The 22620-nt window shown below is 61.9% G+C and carries 15 protein-coding genes; 6 read left to right on the top strand and 9 right to left on the bottom strand.

Features of this window, described 5'->3' with window-relative positions:
* Positions 1–5: 5 nt before the first annotated feature.
* The 5 genes from IB262_RS17665 to IB262_RS17645 form a co-directional block, all read right to left on the bottom strand.
* Positions 6–1970, bottom strand: coding sequence for a glycosyltransferase family 2 protein (locus IB262_RS17665; RefSeq protein WP_112976344.1), 1965 nt, complete (start codon positions 1968–1970; stop codon positions 6–8).
* Positions 1967–2950 carry a UDP-glucose 4-epimerase GalE gene (gene galE, locus IB262_RS17660; RefSeq protein WP_034787210.1) on the bottom strand — a complete coding sequence of 328 codons (984 nt, stop codon included), beginning with the start codon at positions 2948–2950 and terminating at the stop codon, positions 1967–1969. Before galE ends, IB262_RS17665 begins: the two co-directional genes overlap by 4 nt.
* Before the next feature lies 1 nt (position 2951).
* Positions 2952–3992, bottom strand: coding sequence for a UDP-glucuronic acid decarboxylase family protein (locus IB262_RS17655; RefSeq protein ID WP_082566281.1), 1041 nt, complete (start codon positions 3990–3992; stop codon positions 2952–2954).
* A gap of 540 nt (positions 3993–4532) precedes the next feature.
* Entirely contained in the window at positions 4533–5333 is an 801-nt protein-coding gene (locus IB262_RS17650) for a response regulator transcription factor (protein WP_060517453.1), read from the bottom strand.
* Between the two features lie 1111 nt (positions 5334–6444).
* Positions 6445–7374, bottom strand: a complete 930-nt coding sequence (locus IB262_RS17645; RefSeq protein ID WP_034787212.1) for a siderophore ABC transporter substrate-binding protein — start codon at positions 7372–7374, stop codon at positions 6445–6447.
* 253 nt (positions 7375–7627) lie between these two features.
* Here IB262_RS17645 and IB262_RS17640 point away from each other — a divergent pair, with 253 nt between their 5' ends.
* The 3 genes from IB262_RS17640 to IB262_RS17630 are packed head-to-tail and all read left to right on the top strand — an operon-like array spanning position 7628 to position 10285.
* The gene (locus tag IB262_RS17640; protein WP_112976402.1) at positions 7628–8572 is read left to right on the top strand and encodes an ABC transporter permease; all 945 of its coding nucleotides are present in this window, start codon (positions 7628–7630) and stop codon (positions 8570–8572) included.
* The gene (locus IB262_RS17635; RefSeq protein ID WP_112976343.1) at positions 8562–9530 is read left to right on the top strand and encodes an iron chelate uptake ABC transporter family permease subunit; all 969 of its coding nucleotides are present in this window, start codon (positions 8562–8564) and stop codon (positions 9528–9530) included. Before IB262_RS17640 ends, IB262_RS17635 begins: the two co-directional genes overlap by 11 nt.
* The gene (locus tag IB262_RS17630) at positions 9527–10285 is read left to right on the top strand and encodes an ATP-binding cassette domain-containing protein (protein ID WP_060517449.1); all 759 of its coding nucleotides are present in this window, start codon (positions 9527–9529) and stop codon (positions 10283–10285) included. Before IB262_RS17635 ends, IB262_RS17630 begins: the two co-directional genes overlap by 4 nt.
* Positions 10286–10383: 98 nt before the next feature.
* Here the strand turns inward: IB262_RS17630 and IB262_RS17625 are convergent, their stop codons facing one another.
* The gene (locus tag IB262_RS17625) at positions 10384–13482 is read right to left on the bottom strand and encodes an efflux RND transporter permease subunit (protein WP_192493719.1); all 3099 of its coding nucleotides are present in this window, start codon (positions 13480–13482) and stop codon (positions 10384–10386) included.
* Positions 13479–14636 carry an efflux RND transporter periplasmic adaptor subunit gene (locus tag IB262_RS17620; RefSeq protein WP_162728813.1) on the bottom strand — a complete coding sequence of 386 codons (1158 nt, stop codon included), beginning with the start codon at positions 14634–14636 and terminating at the stop codon, positions 13479–13481. Before IB262_RS17620 ends, IB262_RS17625 begins: the two co-directional genes overlap by 4 nt.
* Before the next feature lie 270 nt (positions 14637–14906).
* Here IB262_RS17620 and IB262_RS17615 point away from each other — a divergent pair, with 270 nt between their 5' ends.
* On the top strand, positions 14907–15506 hold the full coding sequence (locus IB262_RS17615) for a TetR/AcrR family transcriptional regulator (protein WP_112976341.1): 600 nt from the start codon (positions 14907–14909) through the stop codon (positions 15504–15506).
* 99 nt (positions 15507–15605) lie between these two features.
* Here the strand turns inward: IB262_RS17615 and IB262_RS17610 are convergent, their stop codons facing one another.
* Positions 15606–16649, bottom strand: coding sequence for a class I SAM-dependent methyltransferase (locus IB262_RS17610; RefSeq protein ID WP_112976340.1), 1044 nt, complete (start codon positions 16647–16649; stop codon positions 15606–15608).
* 313 nt (positions 16650–16962) lie between these two features.
* Here IB262_RS17610 and IB262_RS17605 point away from each other — a divergent pair, with 313 nt between their 5' ends.
* Complete coding sequence (locus IB262_RS17605) at positions 16963–18960, top strand: EAL domain-containing protein (RefSeq protein WP_034787225.1); 1998 nt, start codon at positions 16963–16965, stop codon at positions 18958–18960.
* 294 nt (positions 18961–19254) lie between these two features.
* Positions 19255–21021: a hypothetical protein gene (locus IB262_RS17600; protein ID WP_112976339.1), complete on the top strand. Its 1767-nt coding sequence runs from the start codon at positions 19255–19257 to the stop codon at positions 21019–21021.
* Here the strand turns inward: IB262_RS17600 and IB262_RS17595 are convergent, their stop codons facing one another.
* Complete coding sequence (locus IB262_RS17595) at positions 21022–22170, bottom strand: AI-2E family transporter (protein ID WP_034787228.1); 1149 nt, start codon at positions 22168–22170, stop codon at positions 21022–21024. It lies immediately after the preceding gene.
* Positions 22171–22620 lie beyond the last annotated feature (450 nt).

The following is a 22620-nucleotide window of genomic DNA, read 5'->3' as shown; positions in this document are numbered from 1 at the left end:
CGTCGTCATGACGGCACATGAAACCGACCGACCTTCCTGGTCGTTATCGTTTCCCTGTTACTTTGCTGGATGACATTCGATGCACTGATTTCGCCGCGCGCCTGCCCGTCGGATGGCTGTGAAAACCCTCTCCATTTCAGGCGGAAGCGAACGGTTTTGAGATTGGTGCCGCTGCCGGCACCGGCGACCGTGTATCTCGTTTCGGTGAAGCTCACGAACTGCAGGCCGTGCGACAGCGCCTGGGTTGCCTCGGCCCCATGGCGCACGGCCGATTGAGCCGAGAGCACCGAGACCAGCACCAGGCACCCGGCCGTCGCCGCCGTCATCGTCGACCGCGGGATCAGGGCCAACCGGTTTTCGCGTGCGTGGCAAATGAGGATCACCGCCACCAACCCCGTATAGATGAGCGCGTTGATGCCGGCGAAGACATAAAACCCGCGCGCCGTGCCGGCATCGGAGATACCCCAGGCGACCAGAGCCGACGCCAAGGCGAGCACCAGATAGGGCATCAGCACCCGTAGCGGCAAAGGCGCGGCGGCACCGCCACCCTTCGGCGTGATGCGGAAGTCGACGAAGGAGCCCGTCAGATGATCGCGCACCGCCGCAAGGCAACCGAGCAGCGACCAGGGCCAGCGTGCAAACAGGAACAGCGTGCCTTCCCAGCTCAGGACGCGTGCGTCATAGGGCCGGAACGTGCCCGTCGAGCGCCAGAAATAGGCAAGCGCGATCAGCACCAGCGAGAGCGGCGCGAAATGCAGCAGAAATTCCGGATAGGTGACAGCGACGAAGGTCCGGCCGGAGACGAGCGCCACGATCGGCATCAGGAACATCAGCGCCATGAACGACGAAAACAGCGGATACCAGAGCTGCGAGAACAGGAACTGGAACTTCAGCCGCGGCGACAGCTTCGGCACGTAGACCGGCGAGTATTTCAACAGGATCGTGACGAGGCTTCGCGACCATTGGAACTCCTGAACCACGAGATCGGCGAAATTGGCCGGTCCGTCGCCATGGGCGATCGCGTTCAGCGCATGCACGCCGCGCCAGCCATGGGCATTCATGATCAGCGTTGTCGAATGGTCTTCGGCAAGTTCGGGCCCAAGCCCACCGATCTGCTTCAGGGCCTTGGTCCGAACGGCATAGTGCGAACCGATGCACAGCGGCGCCCAGCCGTTGTTGTAGCCGGCCTGCAGCGAGCCGTGCATGCTGGCCTCCGCGTGGAGCCTCCCGCGCGCTGCCCAGCTGGTGGCGGCGTTGGCATCGCAGATGCTCGGCGCCGAGACATAACCGACCGACGGGTCGTTGAACGGGCGCAGCACCTCGACGAGATAGGTGGTTTCCGGCACATGATCGGCATCGAACTGGGCGACGAAATCGTAGCGCTCGTAGCCATAGTGATCGTAGAAATAGGCGAGGTTTCCCTCCTTGCACCGGGTCCGGCGCGGCCAGGAAGAGCGATGGTAGTCTGCGACGCCCTTTCGCGTGGAGATCATCACCCCGCGCGCCGCGCACCAGGCAATCGTGTTCGGTGACGGATCTTCGTCTGCGAGCCACACGTCGAATTCGCAGCCGATCTGGTCGAGCATGGCGAGCAGCGTCTTGCGCACCACCGAAAAGGGTTCCGAAGGCGCCTTGGTCACCACCATCGCGACCCGCCCCTGCGGCACCGGGCCGGCGCTTGCCGCCATAACCTTCGCGCCGGAAAAGATCACGATGAAATAGACCGGCAGCAGCGTGATCCATCCGACGACCACCGTGATCAGCACATAGGACGGCCAGTCGACGACGTGGGCAGGATCAAGCCACCACTGCCAGAAATACAGGAGGGCGCCAAACCATGCGGCAATGCCGAGGACATGGAGCAGTCGCAGCCGGCCCGAAAACAGGGCGGCGGGCGCCGAAGCGGCCTTCCGGCTCTGCCCGAAGGCGATCGTCTCATCCGGTTTCGCGGTTTCCAGCGACCAGTTCATGAGCGCACCTCCAGGCCGAAGCTCGGCGCGGCCGTCGCGATGATCGTGTCGATGTCCGAAAGCTGCGGACGGAAACCCAGCCTCTGGCGCGCCCAGTTTGTGTCGGCATAGAGAACCGGCGGGTCGCCAGGCCGGCGCGGCAGCATCTGCACCGGAACCGGCCGACCGGTGACCCGGTCGATGGCCGACAGCACCTGCCGGACCGACGTCCCATGGCCAGAACCGAGATTGGCGTGCAGCACCTCGCCGCCGTCGCGCAGATAGTTCACCGCCGCCACATGCGCGTCGGCAAGATCGGTCACGTGGATGTAGTCGCGGATGCAGGTGCCATCCGGTGTCGCATAGTCGTCGCCGAAGACATCGAGCCTGTCGATCCGCCCGGCCGCCGCCATCAGCGCACGGGGAATGAGATGCGTTTCCGGATCGTGTTTTTCGGTCAGCTGCCCCTCCGGATCGGCGCCGGCCGCATTGAAGTAGCGCAGCGCCACCGAGCGGATGCCGTAGGCACGGGCATAGTCGCCAAGCATCAGTTCGATCATCAGCTTGGTGCGGCCATAGGGATTGATCGGCAGCTGAACCATGTCCTCGGTAATCGGCAGCTGCGGCGGGATGCCGTAGGTGGCGCACGAGCTGGAAAAGACGATGCGTCCAAGTCCGGTCGCCCGGCAGGCTTCCAGAAGCGCGATGCTGCCGGCGACATTGTTGGTGTAGTATTTTCCGGGATCCTCGACCGATTCCCCGACATAGGCGGATGCGGCAAAGTGGATGAGGCATTCGGGCGAATGGGTCCGGATAGCCGCCGCCAACCGTTCCTTGTCCTCGATCGCCCCCTCCACGAGGGGGCCCCATTTCACGTTGGCTCGATGCCCCGTCGAGAGATTGTCGTAGACGACGGGAACGATGCCCTGCTCAGCCAGACGCTTGCAGGTGTGGCTGCCTATGAAGCCGGCTCCGCCGGTGACCAGTGCGACGCGAGACATGTCATACCGCCTCTCCGGCCACTGCGCGACCGGCCGCACTGAGGCGCTCGTCGAAATGGGCGATCGTGCGCTCAAGGCCTTCGCGCAGCATCACCTTCGGCTCCCATGCGAGCTCACCACGCGCCTGGGTGATATCGGGTCGCCGCTGGCGGGGATCGTCGGTGGCCGCCGCCAGATGCACGATGCGCGAGCGCGAGCCCGTCATCGAAAGCACCATTCGCGCGAGCTCGAGAACCGTGAACTCTCCGGGATTGCCGAGGTTGATCGGCCCGGTGCACGGGTCGGCCGAGACCGAAAGACGGAGGAAACCGTCGATCAGGTCGTCGACATAGCAGAAGGACCGGGTCTGGTGCCCGTCACCATAGATCGTCAGGTCCTTGCCCTGCAGGGCTTGGACGACGAAGTTCGATATCACCCGCCCGTCGTCGGGACGCATGCGCGGACCGTAGGTGTTGAAGATACGCGCGACCTTGATCTTCACGCCGTAAGTCCGGTGGTAGTCGAAGAACAGCGTCTCGGCCGACCGTTTGCCTTCGTCATAGCAGGCTCGCGGCCCGATCGTGTTGACGTTGCCGAAATAGGTTTCCCGCTGCGGACTGGTCAGCGGATCGCCATAGACTTCCGAAGTCGAGGACTGGATGACGGTGGCGCCAGTGGCCTTGGCGTTTTCGAGCGCATGCAGCGCGCCGAGAACGTTCGTCATCAATGTCCCGACCGGGTCCGCCTGATAGTCCGGTGGTGACGCGGGGGAGGCAAAGTTGAAGATGACATCGGCATCGATCAGGTAGGGCTTTCGAACGTCGTGATCGATGATGTGGAGATGGGGGTCCTGCGCCAGATGAGAGAGATTTTCGCGCCGGCCGGTCGAAAAGTTGTCAAGACAGATGACCGTATGACCCAGGGAAATAAGTCTTTCGCAAATATGAGATCCGAGAAAACCACTTCCACCCGTTACTAGTATTCTCTTCGGTATTCCTGCGATCTTCTTAAGAAACTCCCGCTGTCCGACCACGGACAGCGGTCCCGTGACGACCTTTCGCATGCGCACCTCCAATTATTAAACTCACCATTTTCGTTGGTGATTTGGAGACGGGATGCGAGCGCAATAGATAATAAAAATATTCTCTTTATTACAACGACACGCACAACCCGACAAAAAATAAACTATTCAATTTCAATCAATATTTTTTAGATTCTCAATTTCAATATTAGCTAATTATCAAATACGAACCGTCCAGTCAATATTTATGGAATTTATTTCCAGTAAATAATCCAAAATTACAACAAATTACTATTGACATAATCATATGTGATTACATTTCAGCCAATCCAGGCCAAAAGTAACGAAATATTTACCAGTATATTCTAGGGTAATTTTCGGTGTGATCTTTCGAACTTTCACGCACCTGTCGAGGAGACATGCCACAGCGGGACCGCCCGGCCAATCGCCGGGGCAGGTTCAAAGTAGCATTTGATTTCGGGAATCAGCCCCAGGAGAACGCACCTGGGGCCGAATAGAACTTGGCACGCCTTCGACGACGGCCAAGCCCTCAAGCAGACAAATGTCTGCCTTACGTCGCGCCTAGTTCTTCCAACGCGACAGGAGAACGTCGCCGTTGCGCTCCGTCGCCGCATCGTTGGTGAAGTATCGAGACGCCGCTTCCGTACGGTTGCGAACGTTCATCTTCTTATAGATGTTGCGGACGTGAACCTTGACGGTATTTTCCGACAGCCCGAGCCGGTCCGCGATGATCTTGTTCTGCGTGCCCTTGCAGATCAGATCGAGGATCTGGACCTCGCGTGTCGTCAGGCCGTCGGGGCCAGCATCGCGCTTGCGCCGTCCTGTTCCCGAAACGGTCGTCTGGCCCGGGGCCTCTCCGCGCCGGCCATAAAGGCTGTTCGCCGCGAAAGGCTCGGGAGAAAGCCGCCGCAGCAGAGCCGCCGGGAAATGTTCGCCGCCCTTCATCAGTAAGTCGATGGCTGCAAGGCAGACATCCAGATTGAGGTTCAACGGCAGGACGCCGTGGATGAGGCGCTCTTCGACGAAGCCGGCAATCGACGGATCGAGTTCCTCGGCATTCTCCACCACCAGGCCAATCGATGCCCGCGGGTGGAACTCGTGAATGGTCCGCAAGATAGCCGGAAAGGACTTGGGAGGCATCCGGTACAGCATGATCAGCGTGACATCGACGAGACTACCGTCAAGCAGATTGTCGGGATCGGAGAAGCTGACGATATCGTGCCCTTGAAACCTGGACCCGACGGCCTGCATCAGGCATTCGGCGAACAGGTCGATCTTGGCGAGCATTACGATTTTTTTCTTTTGTGACAAAGCCTTGTTGTTATCTTCAAAATCACCCACTTTGGAGCTTCCAGGATACATTACGCCCTCCTAGGATTTTTCCATTTATTTTTATGGGTGCCCCGGTCTGGCCGTGGGCACGCCCCACTTTCAAAAAATTTATTCGGAACCACTTATGCGTCACGATTATTCCTGTGCGATAAAATTCGCGATAGCTAATGTAACGTAAAGATCTCCGCAACGAAACAGCCCAAAAGGATTAGAGAAGCGCCGGAAGGGCACTTAAATCGTTATAAATCGAACCATCTTTGGGTTATATTGCTAACGTTCTGTTTACCAAGACGCGGAACGCTCTCAAAAACAAGCCTCTAGGATACCCCCAGCAGAGCGAGCGTCCTATGCATTTCTGCCAAGACGGACCCGACGGCACGCGATAAATGGATTAGTTAGGCGGCCTCGTGCAGCCGCGCTTAACCCCCCTCTTCCGCTCCGATATACGCAGGAATACTTAGTTGGTACTAGGAGGCCCGTCCGCTGCTGTCGACGATAGCCCGAAGCCAAGCGCAAAGCGTGGAAAGCGCGGAGGTACCGGTCGGCAGATGCCCCTGAAAAAGCAGGGGATTTCCTCGCTGCGCCAATGGCTTGCGGTCGATGGCTAGGCGAGAAAGTGTCAGTAATTACAAACCACTAACTAGAATTGGTATCTTCCGCGCCACGCCATTTGGTGTCAAATTGAGCGTTCGTTCCGGAAGATCAAAAGGGACCGGCTGAGCGCCACCAAGCGCTTCCAGCCGTGAGAAGCCTCGACCTCCGGAGAGTAGCGTCAGCGTTCCACCGAGTAAGCGTAAAGCAAGTCAACATAAAGACCGGATCTAAATCCGGGCATAAACTATATAAAAAAGTAAAAACTAAAATAAATTTAGCAAAAAAGCGAAAATCTCTAAATCAAGATATTATCGTTCTTCCAAACGGAGCCAACACCGGAAAAATACCGTAAGAGTTAAGGGTATTTGGTGTTGGCCTCCCCTTTTTCCGAAATCCGCTCCAGCAACGAAAACCGCGCCCGGCGACGTCAGGCAACGCCGAAAGAGGCAGCTATGATCAGCGCGCCTGGAAAGCGGCGCGCTGCCTGTCACTCAATGATGCAATCGGGCACCACGCGGCGACACCGCAAGGCGGCTCGCCGCTGCGATCACTTCTTGCTCAGCGCCTGCGCCAGCTGATCGACAATGTCCTGTTGCGACTTCAGGCCCGATGCCGTGAGGTAAAGCTTGGCGGAGTCGAGATAAACGACGTGTCCGTCCTTCCAGGCCTTGGTCTGCCGCACGAGTTCGTTGTCGAGCAGGGCCGCTGCCGGCTGTGCCTGCTGGCCGATGGCTGCATCGCGATCGACGACGAAGATCCAGTCGGGGTTGGTTTCGAGAATGTATTCGTAGGAAACCGCCTGGCCGTGGGTCGCGACCTGCAGCTCGGGATCGGCCGGCTTGATCCCGAAGACGTCATGCAACGCGCCGAAGCGCGATCCCTTGCCATAGGCGCTGATCTTTCCGCCGGTCGTCAGCAGGATGAGACCCGTTCCACGTTCCGCAGCAAGGCCACGCAGCGCCTCGATCGAGGAATCGAGCTTGGCGATGCTTGCCTTGATCTCGGCTTCTTTGCCGAAGATCTCGCCGAGGATCTCTGCATTCTTCTTGACGCTGCCGATCAGATCCTTGTCGTCCGAGGTCAGGTCGATCGTCGGTGCCAGTTTGGCGACTTCAGCATATTTCGCCTGCGACCGCCCGCCGACGATGACGAGGTTGGGCTCCGCCGCATTGATCGCCTCGAAGTCGGGTTCAAACAGCGTGCCGATCTTCGCATAGGTGTCGGCCTTGTACTTTTCGAGCGACGGCGGGACGGCCGATCCGGGGACGCCGGCGACGGCGACGCCGAGCATATCCAGCGTTTCCAACATGCCGAAATCATAGACCAGCACGGTCTTCGGGTTTTTCTCCACCTCGGTGACGCCGCTGCTGTGTTCGATCTTCAGTGTTTCGGCCATCGCCACCGATGCGCCGCCAACCGTCATCACGGCCGCGACGAGCAGTCCGCGCAAACCATTAGAGAAGGGAGATATATTCATGACTATTTACCTCATGTTTTCTCCTCCTCCCTAGCGCGATTTTGCCGGGAGGGCAATGCGCGCATTCCGCGTCATTCCCGCCTCACAAAACTTGACGAAGCCGATCATATATATGACTAAGGCGAGCCTTCGATCGAGCACCTCCTCACGGCCGCAAGCCTCAGGGGTTTCGTTACGGCGGTCGATGGAAAAATGCAGCCACGGATACGAGAGCGGTGATCAGAACGAAAAGCAGCTGGAGCGTGACGCAACCATGAGGCCGGTCCTGTTCGCCATCCCGATCGTCCTGTTGCTTGCCGCCGTCAGCGTTTTTACCGGTGTCGGCAGTCTTGCGGCCAGCGACGACGGCCGCGGCTGGCTTCTGGTCGTCGAAAGCCGCCTGCCACGCACACTGGCGCTGATGCTCGCAGGCGCCGGCCTCGCCGTGTCCGGCACGATCATGCAGATGCTGGCGCGCAACCGCTTCGTCGAGCCGTCGACCGCCGGCACCGCCGAGTCCGCCGCCCTCGGAATGCTTCTGGCCATGCTGATCGCACCGGGCCTGCCGGTGGCAGGCAAGATGGCCTTCGCCACCCTGACCGCGCTTGCCGGAACCGCGCTGTTCCTGCAGATCCTGCGCCGCGTTCCGCTGCGCTCGGCGCTGATGGTGCCGCTGATCGGCCTCATGCTCGGCGGCGTGGTCAACGCCGTTACCACCTTCATCGCCTATCGCTACGACCTGATGCAGTCGATGGGCGCCTGGATGTCCGGCGATTTCTCGGTCGTCCTTCGCGGACGCTACGAGCTGCTGTGGATCGGTTTCGCGCTGACGCTGGTCGCCTACGCGACCGCCGCGCGCTTCACCGTCATTGGCATGGGCGAGGCGATCGCCCGCAATGTCGGGCTCGACTACGACAAGGTGGTCACCCTCGGACTTGCCATCGTCTCCATGGTCACGGCGACGGTGGTTGCGACCGTCGGTATGATCCCGTTCCTCGGCCTCGTCGTTCCCAATATCGTCAGCCTGACCCTTGGCGACAATCTCAGGCGCACATTGCCAGTGGTCGCCATCTCCGGTGCTGGGCTGGTTCTCGCCTGCGACATCGTTGGGCGGATGGTGATTGCGCCCTACGAGGTGCCGGTGGGCACGGTCATGGGCGTGATCGGCAGCCTCGTCTTCCTTTATCTCCTGCTTTCGAGGCGGTCCCATGCAGGCTGATGCCAAGCGGATCTCTCCGTCGACCGTCCTTCTTGCGTCCGCTGCGTTGGCGCTGCTGTCGATGTTCGCCTTCATGACCATCGGCGCGAAGGGAAGCTGGAGCTTCATCCTCTCTTTCCGCGGCACAAAGCTTCTCGGCATGGTGCTGGTCGCCTACGCGATCGCGGTCTCGACGGTGCTGTTCCAGACAATTTCCGGTAACCGCGTCCTGACGCCGTCGATCATCGGTTTCGACGCCATGTACACGCTGCTGCAGACGGTCATGGTGTTCTTCCTCGGCGCCGCCGGCGCGGCAAGCATGAACCCGCAGATGCAGTTCACGCTCGAAACGACCGTGATGGTCGGCCTGTCGCTGCTCCTGTTCCGCGCCCTCTTTTCGGGCGGCAGCCGTAGCCTGCATCTCCTGATGCTGGTCGGCGTCATTCTCGGGGGCCTGTTCCGCAGCCTCTCCTCGTTCCTGCAGCGCATTCTCGACCCCAACGACTTCATCGTCCTGCAGGACAGGTTGTTTGCAAGCTTCAACAGTATCGATGCCAACCTGCTCGGCATTGCCGCCGCAGCCACCCTCGCCGTGACCTTCGTCCTGTGGCGGTTGTCGCCCACCTTCGACGTGCTCTCGCTCGGGCGCGAGGCGGCGATCGGGCTTGGCGTCGACCATCAGCGCGTGGTGACGCTTCTCCTGGTGCTGATCGCCGTGCTGGTCTCGGTCTCCACCGCGCTCGTCGGGCCGGTCACCTTCTTCGGTCTGCTCGTTGCAAGTCTCGCCTGGCAGCTGTCACCCACCGCCAGCCACCGCTTCGTCCTGCCGGTCGCAGTCTTTATCGCGGTCGCGACGCTCGTCGGCGGCCAGGTCATCCTCGAGCGGCTGTTTTCCTTCAACACGGCGCTCAGCATCGTCATCGAATTCTTCGGTGGCCTAGTCTTCATCTTCCTGCTCGTCCGAGGCTCCGCGCGATGATCGAGATCCAAGAGGTAACGAAATCCTATGGCGGCACCGCGGTCGTCGACCGGGTGTCGCTGACGCTACCCGCAGGCGGCCTGACCTCGATCATCGGCCCAAATGGTGCCGGCAAGTCGACGCTTTTGTCGATCGTCAGCCGGCTGATGCCGATGGATACGGGCAAGGTGCTGGTCGACGGCCTCGACGTCAGCCGCGCCGCCGGCGACGTGCTAGCCCGGCGACTGTCGATCATGCGCCAGGACAACCACATCAGCGCGCGGCTGAGCGTGCGCGACCTCGTCGCCTTCGGCCGCTATCCCTATTCCAAGGGACGGGTGACCGCGGCCGATGCGGAGCATATCGACCGATCGATCGCCTATCTCGGGCTCGAACCCTACCAGAACCGCTTTCTCGACGAACTCTCCGGCGGCCAGCGCCAGCGCGCCTTCATCGCCATGGTGCTGTGCCAGGACACCGACTACATGCTGTTCGACGAGCCGCTCAACAATCTCGACATCAAGCATGCGGTCGAGACGATGAAGCTCCTGCGCCGGTTGGCCGACGATTTCGCCAAGACGGTGGTCGTCGTGCTGCACGACATCAACTTCGCCTCCGCCTATTCCGACCGCATCGTCGCCATGCAGGGCGGCCGCCTCGCCTTCGAGGGACCGCCGCAAGACATGATCGTGCCGTCGCGGTTGCAGGCGATCTTCGATGTCGACTGCCGCGTCCATGCCGTCGGCGACACGCGCCTCGTCAACTATTTCGACTAGAACGCAGACATACGCCTTGGCCCGAATGCGCGAAGCGCGCTGCGCGGACACCCATGCAGCGCGCTTCGACAATGATCATGCCGGGAACAGCGCGGACGCTATCCGGCCGCGCCGGGTGCGCCCTCCTTGCCGATCCGGGCCGCATCCGCTGCGTGGTCCTCGTCCGTCACGGAGGAGAAGCGCTTCAGCCAGCGGCCCATCTTCGTGTTGATGTCGTCCATCACGGTGAACATCACCGGCACGAAGACAAGGCTCAGCATCGTCGAGGTGATCAGGCCGCCGATCACCGCAACCGCCATCGGCGCGCGGAAGGCGGCACCGGCGCCGACGCCGATGACTGCCGGGACCATGCCCGCCACCATGGCGATCGTCGTCATGATGATCGGCCGCGCGCGGGTGACGCCCGCCGTCAGCAGCGCCGTGCGCCGGTCGGCACCTTCGTTGCGGCACTCGATCGCATAGTCGACCAGCAGGATCGAATTCTTGCAGACGATCCCCATCAGCATCAGGATCCCGATCATCGACGAAAGGTCGAGTGCCGCACCGAACAGGATCAAAGCCAGCGCCGCGCCGCCGATCGACAACGGCAGGGCAACGAGGATGGTCACCGGCTGCAGGAAATCCTTGAACAGCAGGATCAGAACCGCCACGACCATCAGGATGCCGGCAAGCAGCGCCAGGGCGAAGTTGCGGAACATCTCCGACATGTATTCCGCGTCGCCATAGTTGGCCTGCGACACGCCCGCGGGCAGTTCCTTCATGGCCGGCAATGCCGAAATCGCCTCGAAGGCCGTGCCGAGCGTCATGCCGTTGAGGTTTGCCTCGACGGCGATCAGACGCTTGCGATCGAGACGCTCGACGCTGCTTTCCTCGGCACCGAAGGAGACGTCGGCGACGGAAGTCAACGGCACCAGGGCACCCGCATTCGTGCCCACCCGCAGATTGCGCAAGGTGTCGAAATCGCCGCGGGCCGACCGGTCGAGCATCACCCGGATCGGCACCTGGCGGTTACCGAGGTTGAACCGCGCGGAGTTGCTCTCGCTGTCGCCCATCGTCGCGATACGGGCGACAGTGCCGATCGAGGTCACCGACACGCCGAGCCTTGCCGCCTCGTCGAAGCGCGGCTTGACCAGAAGCTCGGGCGAAAGCAGCGGCTCGGTCGACCGAACGCTGACCAGCCCGGGGAGTGCACGCATCTCGTTTTCCAGACGCCGCACCGAAGCCATCAACGTTTCCGGGTCATCGCCCGTCAGGTAGATGGAGAGGTCCTTCGCGCCTTCGGTCGAGGAGAAGGTTGCCTGAATGTCGGGGGTCTCTGCCAGCAGGGGCCGCAACGACAGTTCGAAGGACTTGCGGTCGAGTTCACGCTCCTTGCGCGGCTTGAGCTTGATGCGCAGCGATACCTCGTTGAGACTGTCGGTCGTCGCCAGAACGTTCTCGACTTCCTTGCGTTCCTTGAGCTTGGCCACCAGATCGTCGGAAATGCGCGCGGTTTCCTGGAGCCTTGTGCCGGGCGGCAGCGTGATCTTTAGCTGCGAGACGTTGCTGTCGCTCGTCGGCATGAAACCCGTCGGCAGCATGCTCAAAAGCGCGATCGAGCCGACGAAGATCAGCGCGACCATCGAAAGCGCGGTCTTGCGGTGATCGAGGGTCCAGCCGAGCATGCTGCGATAGGCGTCGCTGATGCGCGACGGCTTGACGGCATGGCCGTGACCAGGTTTCGGCCGCAACAGATAGGCCGCCATCAGCGGCGTCAGCAGGCGTGCCACCAGCAACGAGAACAGAACGGCGATCGCGACGGTCAGGCCGAACTGCTTGAAATATTGCCCGACCGCACCACCGATGAAGCTCACCGGCGCAAAGACGGCGACGATCGTCAGCGTCGTTGCGACGATCGCAAGGCCGATCGCATCGGCCGCATCGATTGCCGCGATGAACGGCCGCTTGCCCATGTCGACATGCCGCTCGATATTCTCGATTTCGACGATCGCATCGTCGACAAGAATGCCGATGACCAGCGTCAGGGCCAGAAGGCTGATGCCGTTGAGCGTGAAGCCGAGCAGGTCCATCACCGCGAAGGTCGGCAGGATGGAAAGCGGCATGGCAAGCGCCGAGATCAGCGTCGCCCGCCAGTTTCGCAGGAAGGCGAAGACGACGACGATGGTCAAAAGTGCGCCTTCGATCAAAGCCGTGACGGCCGCATCGTAGCTCTCCTGCGTATACTCGACGAGAGAGATCAGCTCGGTCATCTCGACGCCGGGGGTGCGCGCCTGGATCTCCTTCAGCCGCTCGATGACGCGCTCGGCAACGACCGTGTCGCTCGCTCCCTTGCTGCGCGAAACCGAGAAGCTCACGATCGGTTCGCCATCGAAATGGGCAAAGCTGCGCGGCTCGGACGAAGTGTCCTCGATCGTCGCGATGTCGGAGAGCTGCAGCCAGCGGCCGCCTGCAAGCGGGATCGAAAGCTGCCGGAGCTCGTCCACCGAGCCGGCACTGCCGACGGTGCGGATCGACTGCTCGCGCCCGCCGATTTCGCCGCGACCGCTCGGGATGTTGATGTTGATTTCCCTGAGCGCCGTGTTCACCTGGTCGGCCGTTACGCCAAGCGCCAGCAGCCGTTCGGGATCGAGCGAAACGCGCACTTCGCGGCTGACGCCGCCGAGGCGTTGCACCTTCTGCACGCCGGGCAGTGTCAGCAGTTCGCTGGTGATCGTGTCATCGACGAACCAGGACAGCTCCACTTCCGACATGTGGGGCGCCCGCACGGCGTAGTAGACGATGGCGCTACCGTCGACGTCGAGGCGCGAGACGATCGGCTCCTGAATGGATTGCGGCAGGTCGGCGCGGATCTGCGCCACGGCCTCGCGCACGTCGTTTGCCGCCCGGTCCGGATCCGTGCCGATCTTGAATTCGACCGTGGTCGTGGAGACGCCGTCGGTAATGGTCGAGCGGATGTGACTGACCCCGACAAGGCCGGAGGCGACCCCTTCGACGCGGCGCGTCACCTGCGTTTCCATTTCGCCCGGCTGCGCGCTCGGTTGCGTGATCGTCACCGTGACGATCGGGAAGGATACGCTCGGATTGGCGTTGACTGGCAGCCTCAGAAACGAGGCGATCCCCATCAGCGTCAGCACGACGAAGAGAACGATCGTCGGAACCGGCTTGCGGATCGCCCAGGCGGAGATGTTGCTCGTCATTGCTGGTCGCCCGTCTGCGTCGGCTGGACGTCTTTCGTTGCGACCGCTTCGCCTTCGCGCAGCGACGCCCCGGATTTAAGGACGACCCGTTCGCCGGTCGAAAGGCCCGAGGTAATCTCCACCTTGCCGCCCTGGCGCATGCCCGGCTTGACCGACTTGCGCACGACCTGGCCCCCATCGACGACGAAGACCGAGACGGCGCCATCCGGCGCACCGAAAAGCAGGGCGGAATCGTCGACCATGATCGCCTTGCGCTCGCCCACCACGATCTCCGCCCGGCCGAACGTGCCCGCGAAAGGCGGGCGCTCGGTGGACAGCGTGACTTGCGCGGTGCCGAGGCGGGTCTCGCGGTCGATCTTCGGGTTGATCACCCGCACATGCCCCTGGAGCCAGTCGGCTCGGCCCGAAAGCTTGACCTTCACGGTCTGGCCGACCGCGAGCAACGGCAGTTCGGTTTCCGGCACTTCGGCCGCAAACTCGATTTCGCCACCACGAATGAGCTTGAGCAGCGGGTCCGAGCCCGCAAGCGCACCGGCGCGCGCCAGCCGTTCCGAAACGATCCCGTCGGCAGGTGCCACGATCACGGCACGATCGAGCCTCCGGCGCGCCTCGGCCTCAAGCGCTTCCGCCTGGTCGTAATCGGCCCGCGCGACCTCGACAGCCTGTTCGGCAAGGGCGAGCGCGGAGACGCGTTCCTCGAGAATGGTCGCGGCCTGAAGGTGGCTCAACTGGCGGGCGCGCGCGAGTTTTCGCTGTTCCTGCGTGACCGTCTCTTCCTCCCGCGCCATCGCTGCACTGGCGCGCGCGACGCGGCCCTTGGCCTCGCGCAGCAGGTTCTCCAGCATGTCGGTTTCCAGCCGGGCGAGCACCTGCCCCGCGGCTACCCGATCGCCGATCTCGACCTCGACACTGGCGATACGCTGGTCAGTCAAGGTTGTGCCGACGGCAATCTCCTCGCGGGCAACGAAGATGCCGGCAAAGGAGCGTGTCCATTGCTGTGGGCGGCTGTCGGCAACGAGCGTCGTTACCGTGCGGGTGGCAGACGGGGCGGGAACGGAGGCGGCGGCCTCCCCCGAGGCGCGCGCCGGACCAGCAGCCGCCGCAATCACAAGCAACGCTGCGAGAGCGACGTTCAACTCAACTGTACGTCTCATTTCATTGGCTTTCCATTGGCGGGGCCGGCGGCGTGATGCGCCTGCGATACCGGATCCCGGGTCGGGCAAAGGGCGTCGATAATTTATTAGATCATTCAATCTAACAATAGAATTCATCAAACGCGACAATTGTAAGGCAGATCACACACGAGCATTGCGGGAAGATGGCGGAGATCGTGCAAACGGCCGGCGGCCTTGACACCGATCGTCTGCCCACCGAAATCAGAGTGCTTGATCTAATAATTGAACGGCATGCAAGGAGAACCGGCGATGCGCAAGATCGACCCCGAAAAACATGCGGCCAGGCGTCGGCTGATTCTCGATGCGGCAATCGCCTGCTTTTCGCGCAAGGGTTTTCACGGCACGTCGACGGCCGAGATCTGCGCCGAGGCAGGCATGAGCCCGGGAAATCTTTTCCATTATTTTCCGACCAAGCACACCATCATCGCGGCGATCGTGGAAGAGGAACGTCAAGAAACGGCGGAGATTTTCCGAAAGCTGGGCGAAGAGGAGGATCTGTTCGCCGCCTTGCTGGGCTTTATGGATAGCGTTCTCGAACTCGCGGGCGATCCTGCCTATTCGAGCCTCGCGCTCGAAATCGCCGCCGAAGCGATGCGTGACGAGCGCATCGGGACGCTCGCGGCGACGAACGACGCGGAACTCCAGTCGGCGCTCGTGGCACTCCTGCGCAACGCCGCCAGCCGAAACCAGATCGACAGGACCCTCGACGCGGAGGGCGCTGCCCGTTGGATCGGCGCGATCATCGACGGCATCTTCAGCAGGGTCGCGGTCGATCCCGGCTTCAAGCCGAAGGAGGAAGGCGTGCTGCTACACCGCCTGTTGAGCCGCTTTCTGCGCACGCAAGACTGAGCGTGAGAAATACGAAACCGCAGCGGCCCTTCGGCACCCTGCGGTCTCCTGTTGCCGGCCCGCCTCGGCTTGAAGCCGAGGCAGTTCGTCGAAGCAATCTCAGGAATGCTTCTGGATGACGCCGTAGACGATGTTGCGGTTGGCACCGAAGAAGACGCGCGCATCGATTGCAGACTTCCCGGCACTCTTGTGGATGATGTTCCACATGTCCACTTCGGAACGCAGCAGCAACGCCCAGTTCATGAAGGTCTCCATGTAACCGTCGACACCGATGTCCTGGGCGAAGTTGGCAAAAAGGAAGACGCCGTTCGGCTTCAGCATCTGCAGGCAGCGATGCGTCAGCTTGATGGCCACCTTGTCGGCGAGATAGTCGTAGAGACCGGCCGCATAGATGAAGTCGAACGTGCCGAGCTTCTGGTCGCGGCCGAGCAGGCTGCGAACGGAACCGTCGACCGCTTCGATCGCCGTGCCGGAGAAATCGCGGCTGATCGATCCGACACTGAGAGGATCCTGATCGAGCGCCACCCAACGCTTGATGCGGCGTTCCTCGAGCGCTTTGGAGCGGTTGGCTTCCCGCAGATGACCCGCGGCAATCGTCAGGATCTCCGCCTCGGAACCCCGGCTCGCCGCGATCTCGTCGACGTGGCGCGTGAGGATATCGCGGCGCTCGCGCACCGCCACCGAGGACGAAGCGTCCTTCGTGTAGTCGTAAAGGGCGCGCCCGACCGGGGACGCCTGCTCGATTTCGCCGGCAACGCTCGCATGGCCGTAGATGAAGTCGAGCAACTGCGCGTCACCCGAATATCCCCTGGGCTTGTCGAACGACCACCGGGTGAACGGATCCTGCAGGAAGTACTCCGAAACCGGGTGATCCTGGGCAATCGGGATTAGCTCCTGCCACACGCTCGGGTGGTATTTGGCACGGGTATGGTGGAGGGAGGCCGCGAGCCGGTCGATAATTTTCGACGCATCCGTTCCTTGAATGAATTGTTCCTGAGCGACCCTGAGAATCAATGCGAGCTCGGCCTTGGCGGTCGAGAGCTGTTCGTCATGTCGTTCGCCGCGGGGCGAAACGAACTCATCAGCCATTGCCTTGGGAGTAATGAGGCTCTGACCGTCGAAAACAGTCTGAAATTGGCGCACGCGAGACCATCCGTTAAAGCTTTGTTAACAATAGTCGCGAAGATGCGCGCATTACGGCTCGGAATGCAAGTTTTTGTATATAATAAGGTAAATACTCGGAGCTCACCCCTTTGGGTGATACCGATTCGCAGATGCCCTGACCCATTAATTTAACAAAACTTAATGGACACCTCCTATCATGCCTCGCAGCGTTTCCCGCCCTTGTTGCATATGGGCCGCGGCGAACACGCAGGGAGTGTCCGAAACAACGTCCATTGATGGAAAAGCGACGACAGATTTCCGTTGACCGTGACGCAGCGCGATGGATCAGTGCATGAAGCACACGTTGGCCGACGTAGTTGACATCGACCTACACAAGCAGCCGCACAGGCCGCACCTGGCTGAGCTTCAGACTCTCTATCGTATGGAGGGCGAGGCTGGCCGGCGCGCCTCGACCCGGCAGGGGCTGTGGGTTGCCGTCGTCGTCTACCTGCTCTTCTTCATCCCGGACATCCTGCTCGTCCCCGACGTCGCCTTCTACACGATCGTCTCGCGCCTCTTTGTCGGCATCGGCTCGCTTCTGACCTTCGAGATCCTGTTTCGGCTGAAGGCTCAGACCAAATGGCTCGACGGCACCTGCGCCGCAGCCCTCGTCTTCGGCTACATAGGCTGGCTCGTTCCGGCGATGATGACGGCCGATACGAGCAGCATGTCCTACTACATGATCTTCGGCGCCATCTTCATGATGGGCGCCAATCTCTTTTTCAGCTTACGGTTCCGCCTCTCGGTGGTCGCCTCCAGCATCGTGCTGGTGACGTTTTTCATCGCGCTGTCGTTCTTCTCCGAACACGATCCGGCCTACCTGATCGCCTTCGGAACGTTCTACGTCTCCTGCTTCGTCTTCACCTCCTATGTGAACTGGAAGCTCAACCGCGAGCGCTACAAGGTTTTCCTCAACGCCTTCGAGGCGAAGATCCAGCAGAACGAAGCATCCGAGCGGGGAATGGCGCTTCTGCGGCTGTCCAACACCGATCCGCTGACCGGTCTCGACAACCGCCGCGCCATCGATCAGCAGCTGCGCGACTACTGGAACGATTGGCAGAAGCTCGGCAAGAACTTCACCGCCATGCTGATCGATGTCGATTTCTTCAAGAAATACAACGACTGCTACGGCCACCAGGAGGGCGACCGCTGCCTCATTCTCGTGGCCAATGCGCTCGGCGAAGCGATCAGGAACTATCACGGCTCGATCGGCCGCTACGGCGGCGAGGAGTTCATCGTCCTTGCTCGCCTGGATACGCGCGAGCAGGCGGCCGAGCTTGCGGAGGTCATCTGCCGCACGGTTGAAAGCATGGGGCTGATCCACGAGCAGCGACGCGACGGCGTGTCCATCGTCACCGTCAGCGTCGGCGCCGCCTTCACCCGCAACCACACCGGCGCCAAGCTCGAGAAAATCATCCACGAGGCCGACCGCGCGCTTTACGCCGCCAAGGCGAGCGGGCGAAACTGCTCGAAGCTGTTCGATCCGAACGATCCGCAGAGCAGCGACGAGAGCGAGAACATCGCGGCCCTCCTGAAGATCGCCGTCGACCAGAACCTGGTATCCCTCGTCTACCAGCCGATCACGAACGTGACGACCGGCGAGGTCGATGCCGTCGAGGCGCTGATGCGCCTGACGATGCTGGATGGCACCTCGGTTCCGCCAAGCCTGTTCATCCCGGTCGCCGAGCGGACCGGCGCCATTCTCGATCTCGGCCGCTGGGCGATAAAGACCGTGTGCCGCGAACTGCTTGTCGACAATCACGTTCCCTTGGTCAGCGTCAATGTCTCGCCGATCCAGCTGAAGACGCCGGGCTTTGCGACCTCGGTCGCGGCGATCCTGGGAGAAACCGGGGTTGCCGGAAGCCGGCTCGCCTTCGAAATCACCGAAGGGCTGGAGATGGAGATGCACTCGGGCATCCTGCGCTGCATCAGCGACCTGGAGACCCTTGGCATCCGCATCTGGCTGGACGATTTTGGAACCGGCTTCGCCGGCCTCTCCTGGCTGCGCCTGATCGATTTCGACACGGTGAAGATCGACCGGTCGTTCCTGCACGATTGCGCCACGCCGAAGGGCCGCGCGATGCTGCAGGACATCATCGGGCTCGTGCGCAACCGCGGCCACAAGATCCTGATCGAGGGCGTGGAAACCGACGAGCAACTGGCCCTGATGCGGCGCTTTCGGATCGACCATGTCCAGGGTTTCCACGTCGGACGCCCGGCGCCAGCGGACATGTTCCGCACGCCCACCGACAAGCCACGTCTCCCGCTTCGAAACGGCGTCCGTAACTAGAAGCCTTGTCGACTTCATTTGCCACGATTTGCGGTCGACAGAAGGCAAACCGGTATCGGCGAACGGGCATGCCGCTGCCGCTTCCCGTTCGGCGCTGATCAATGACATCGGCAAGCGAAACGCCCGGCCGCGCCCCGCGTCTTCGGCATCGTCAGCGCGCGCCCGCGCAACCTCGGCAAGGAACGTGAAGCCCGACGCGAATAAATGTTGCGCTCCGACCGAACCGGTGCGTAGGATACGGGAGACTACACTGCCGCCGGATACAATCTCACATTGTGCCCATGGAGGCGCGTGATGGCCATCGGGGACCAGCAGGACGTCGGCGTCGAACAGACCATATCTCCGCCCAGCAGCGTGGAGGTTCTGGCACAGCTTGAGCGCATTCGCCTGAGCGCCGAATTCGATGCTCCAGACCGCGACCGTAAATTCCTGGCCTATGTCATCGAGGAAACGCTGGCCGGGCGCGGCGACCGCATCAAGGCCTATTCCATTGCCACCGAGGTTTTCGGCCGGGATTCCTCCTTCGACCCGCAAACGGATCCCGCCGTTCGGATCGAGGCGGGCCGCATTCGTCGGGCACTCGAACGCTATTACCTCGTCGCCGGACGCAGCGACCCGATCGTGATCCGGATGCCGAAGGGCGCCTATGTGCCGACCTTCGAAAGACGAGCCGAAAAGCAGCCAGCACCCGTTAGAGAAAGCGGAATGCCACCGTCCGAAGCCGCGCCGGTCGGCTGGCGTCATCTCCGCCGCATCCTGCTTGGCGCTGCGGCGCTTGTCTGTGGCCTCGCCGGTCTGTCGGCCGGCTTGCTGCTTCTTTCCGGTGACAACAGTACGGCGGCCAGTCGGCCAAATATTCCGAAGGTGATCGTCACGCCTTTCGAGGACATCTCGGGGACGCGGCAATCGGCGATGATGGCGCAGGGGCTGACGGACGAAGTCGTGAGCAACCTCGCCAAATTCAAGGAGATCGTACCGGTCACGGTCAGCGATCCGTTACGGACACCGGCCGATCAAACCTATGCGCTTGAGGGACGGGTAAGGCTCGAGGCAGAGCGGCTGCGGCTGGTCGTGAGGCTCATCCAGCGATCCGACGGGGCGGTCGTCTGGGCGAACACCTACGACGAACGACTGCAGTCCGGCGACGTCATCGATCAGCAGGCAAGGACGGCGGCCGCGGTCTCGAGCGCGGTGGCAGAACCCTATGGCGCCATCTTCCAGGCAAGCGCAGCCGAACTCAGGCGTTCGGTTCCCGAGGGCTGGCAGGCCTATGCCTGCTCCCTCACCTACTACGACCATCGCGGCGACATCGATCCGCAATCCCGTCGCTCCGCCGAGGAGTGCCTGCAGCGCGCGACCCGGCAATTCCCGACCTACGCCACCGCTTGGGCGCTTCTGTCGATGAGCTATATAGATGCGCTGAGCAATGGCCTCGATCCCTCGGCCTCAGCAGGGCTGCTGGAACAGGCTGGCGAAGCGGCGGCGCACGCCGTCGATCTTGCCCCCTTCGACGTTCGCGCCCTCGAAGCACAGATGCTCGTCCTCTTCGCTCGCGGCGAAGTCGATGCTGCCCTGGCCGTCGGCGCCCGCGCGCTTGCCATCAATCCCAACGACACCGAACTTGCCGGCGCATACGGCCTCCGGCTCGCGCAGTCGGGCCAATGGGATGCGGGCTGCAAGCTCCTGTCGGACGCAATCGAACGCAACCTCGGCCAGACTGGCGTTTTCGAAAGGGGGTTGGCAAGCTGCGCCTATTTCGCCGGCGACTACGTCGCCGCCGAACGGTGGACGCGCCTCGCCAATCCGGGCGCCAACCCGGCCGACCGGGTCCTGCTGCTTGCGATTCTCGGAAAGCTCGGCAAGGCGGACCAGGCGCGTGAGGAGCGAAAGTGGTTCGAGACCAACGCCCCGGCTCTCTTCGGTAACCTCGGGCAAGCGATTGCCCTTCAGTTTCACCGTCCCGAGGATCAGCACCGCCTGTTCGACGGCCTGCGCGCCGCCGGCGTTGCTGTGCCCGAAGCGGAGTATCAGCAGGCAGGTACCACCAGCGCGATACGCTGATCAGATATTGCCGGGTTCAAGCTCGCCGTCACGGACGGCGGGTGCAGCCGCCTTCTCTGGCGCCGCATCAGAGCGCGCCCAGACCATCAGCAGATCATGCGCGACACTCAGCACGATCGGCCCGAGAAAAAGACCGATCAGGCCATAGGACAGCGTGCCGCCAAGCACCCCGAGCAGGATCACCAGCGTCGGCGTCGACAGCCCGCGTGCCACCAGGATCGGCTTCATCACATTGTCGATGACGAACAGCGGGATCAACAGAATCGTCAGCAACAGCGCCGGACCGAAATCCATGGTGAACCAGGCCCAGATCATGACGGGCAGCAACACCAGCGCGGGGCCGATCTGGATGATGCAGAGGATCAGCACGACGAAGGCAATCGCGCCAGGCGCCGGAACATCGAACAGGCTGAGCACCAGTCCGCACAGAAATGCCTGTAGCAGCGCCACGCCGATGACGCCGCGCGCCACGTTGCGGATCGTCGCCGTCGCCAGCTTGAGGAAACCGATGCCCCGCTGGCCGCCGATCCTGCCGGCAAAGCGCTGTGCCATTTCCGCCAGCCGCTCCGCCGAACCGAAGAGAAAACCTGCGATCAACACCGAGACCACGAAACTTAAGACCTCGGCGCCGACGCTCGCGACCTTGCCGAGAACCTTGGTCCCGGCTTGCATCAGCGCCGGTTCGATCTTGCTCAGCAGTGCTTCGATATTGCCCGACGCCATGCTCCAGACCGCATGTATGCGCTCGCCGACGACAGGCCACGTGCGGATATATTCCGGCGGGACCGGTACGCTCAGCGAACCGTCGGCAAGCCTGGCAAGCAGCGCCTGCAACCCTTCGGCAAAACTGACCGCGATCGCAGTCAGCGGGGCGACGATGACGGCGAGGCATATCAGCGTGATCAGGAATGAGGCAAGGCGCCGCGAGCCGAGCAAGCGTCCCAGCCGGGCATAGGCGGGAAAGAGCGCCACCGCGAGGATTGCCGCCCATATCAGAATGATCGCGAAGGGTGCGATCAGCGTCAGAGACCAGTAGGCCAGAAGCCCGACGATGCCGATCCGGGCGATATCCGTGATCTTCGCCTCGATGGAAGGCGACCCGTTCGTTCCATTGCGGACCACATTCGATCGGGAAGGATCCTCGTCCATGCTAGCCCCTTCCCCCTGACGCGAAACAGCCGACACCCGCAGCTCTATGCTCGCCGGCACCTTGCAAGCTCTACCGTCACGTGGATGGCACGCCCACGGCAACCGTGGGGCAGTAACATACAGTAGAATACGCCTGCCGGGCTTCCCGATCCGCCGGCCTCCTCTAGAGATTCCATTGACTGATGACGGCTGTGGTCAGAGACTGCTGCGCGATCAGCTTGAAATTGCAGAACAAGAAGCGTCGACAGGGGGCTGTCCCGCGCGCCAGTCCAAGCGCCCGTGCCATTGCCCAATACACGAGGGAGGCTGGATAGATGATCAAAAAGACGATCATCGCGCTCGGCAGCGCAATCGCGGTTTTGATAACAACACCCGTCACGGCGGTTCTTGCACAGCAGACGGCAGCCGCACCGGCTGCTCAGGAACAACAGACAGCACCCGAGCCGCTCA

It is taken from the genome of Ensifer sp. ENS02, from assembly GCF_014851885.1.
GTDB classification, from domain to species: domain Bacteria; phylum Pseudomonadota; class Alphaproteobacteria; order Rhizobiales; family Rhizobiaceae; genus Ensifer; species Ensifer adhaerens.
The sequence above is the reverse complement of the archived record's forward strand: the minus strand, read 5'-3'. Positions and strand labels throughout refer to the sequence as shown.

What these genes read in the sequence shown, in the direction of transcription:
- IB262_RS17665 (WP_112976344.1), bottom strand. Translation starts at nt 1,970, where the DNA reads ATGAACTGGTCGCTGGAAACCGCGAAACCGGATGAGACGATCGCCTTC.
- galE (WP_034787210.1), bottom strand. Translation starts at nt 2,950, where the DNA reads ATGTCTCGCGTCGCACTGGTCACCGGCGGAGCCGGCTTCATAGGCAGC.
- IB262_RS17655 (WP_082566281.1), bottom strand. Translation starts at nt 3,992, where the DNA reads ATGCGAAAGGTCGTCACGGGACCGCTGTCCGTGGTCGGACAGCGGGAG.
- IB262_RS17650 (WP_060517453.1), bottom strand. Translation starts at nt 5,333, where the DNA reads ATGTATCCTGGAAGCTCCAAAGTGGGTGATTTTGAAGATAACAACAAG.
- IB262_RS17645 (WP_034787212.1), bottom strand. Translation starts at nt 7,374, where the DNA reads ATGAATATATCTCCCTTCTCTAATGGTTTGCGCGGACTGCTCGTCGCG.
- IB262_RS17640 (WP_112976402.1), top strand. Translation starts at nt 7,628, where the DNA reads ATGAGGCCGGTCCTGTTCGCCATCCCGATCGTCCTGTTGCTTGCCGCC.
- IB262_RS17635 (WP_112976343.1), top strand. Translation starts at nt 8,562, where the DNA reads ATGCAGGCTGATGCCAAGCGGATCTCTCCGTCGACCGTCCTTCTTGCG.
- IB262_RS17630 (WP_060517449.1), top strand. Translation starts at nt 9,527, where the DNA reads ATGATCGAGATCCAAGAGGTAACGAAATCCTATGGCGGCACCGCGGTC.
- IB262_RS17625 (WP_192493719.1), bottom strand. Translation starts at nt 13,482, where the DNA reads ATGACGAGCAACATCTCCGCCTGGGCGATCCGCAAGCCGGTTCCGACG.
- IB262_RS17620 (WP_162728813.1), bottom strand. Translation starts at nt 14,636, where the DNA reads ATGAGACGTACAGTTGAGTTGAACGTCGCTCTCGCAGCGTTGCTTGTG.
- IB262_RS17615 (WP_112976341.1), top strand. Translation starts at nt 14,907, where the DNA reads ATGCGCAAGATCGACCCCGAAAAACATGCGGCCAGGCGTCGGCTGATT.
- IB262_RS17605 (WP_034787225.1), top strand. Translation starts at nt 16,963, where the DNA reads ATGAAGCACACGTTGGCCGACGTAGTTGACATCGACCTACACAAGCAG.
- IB262_RS17600 (WP_112976339.1), top strand. Translation starts at nt 19,255, where the DNA reads ATGGCCATCGGGGACCAGCAGGACGTCGGCGTCGAACAGACCATATCT.
- IB262_RS17595 (WP_034787228.1), bottom strand. Translation starts at nt 22,170, where the DNA reads ATGGACGAGGATCCTTCCCGATCGAATGTGGTCCGCAATGGAACGAAC.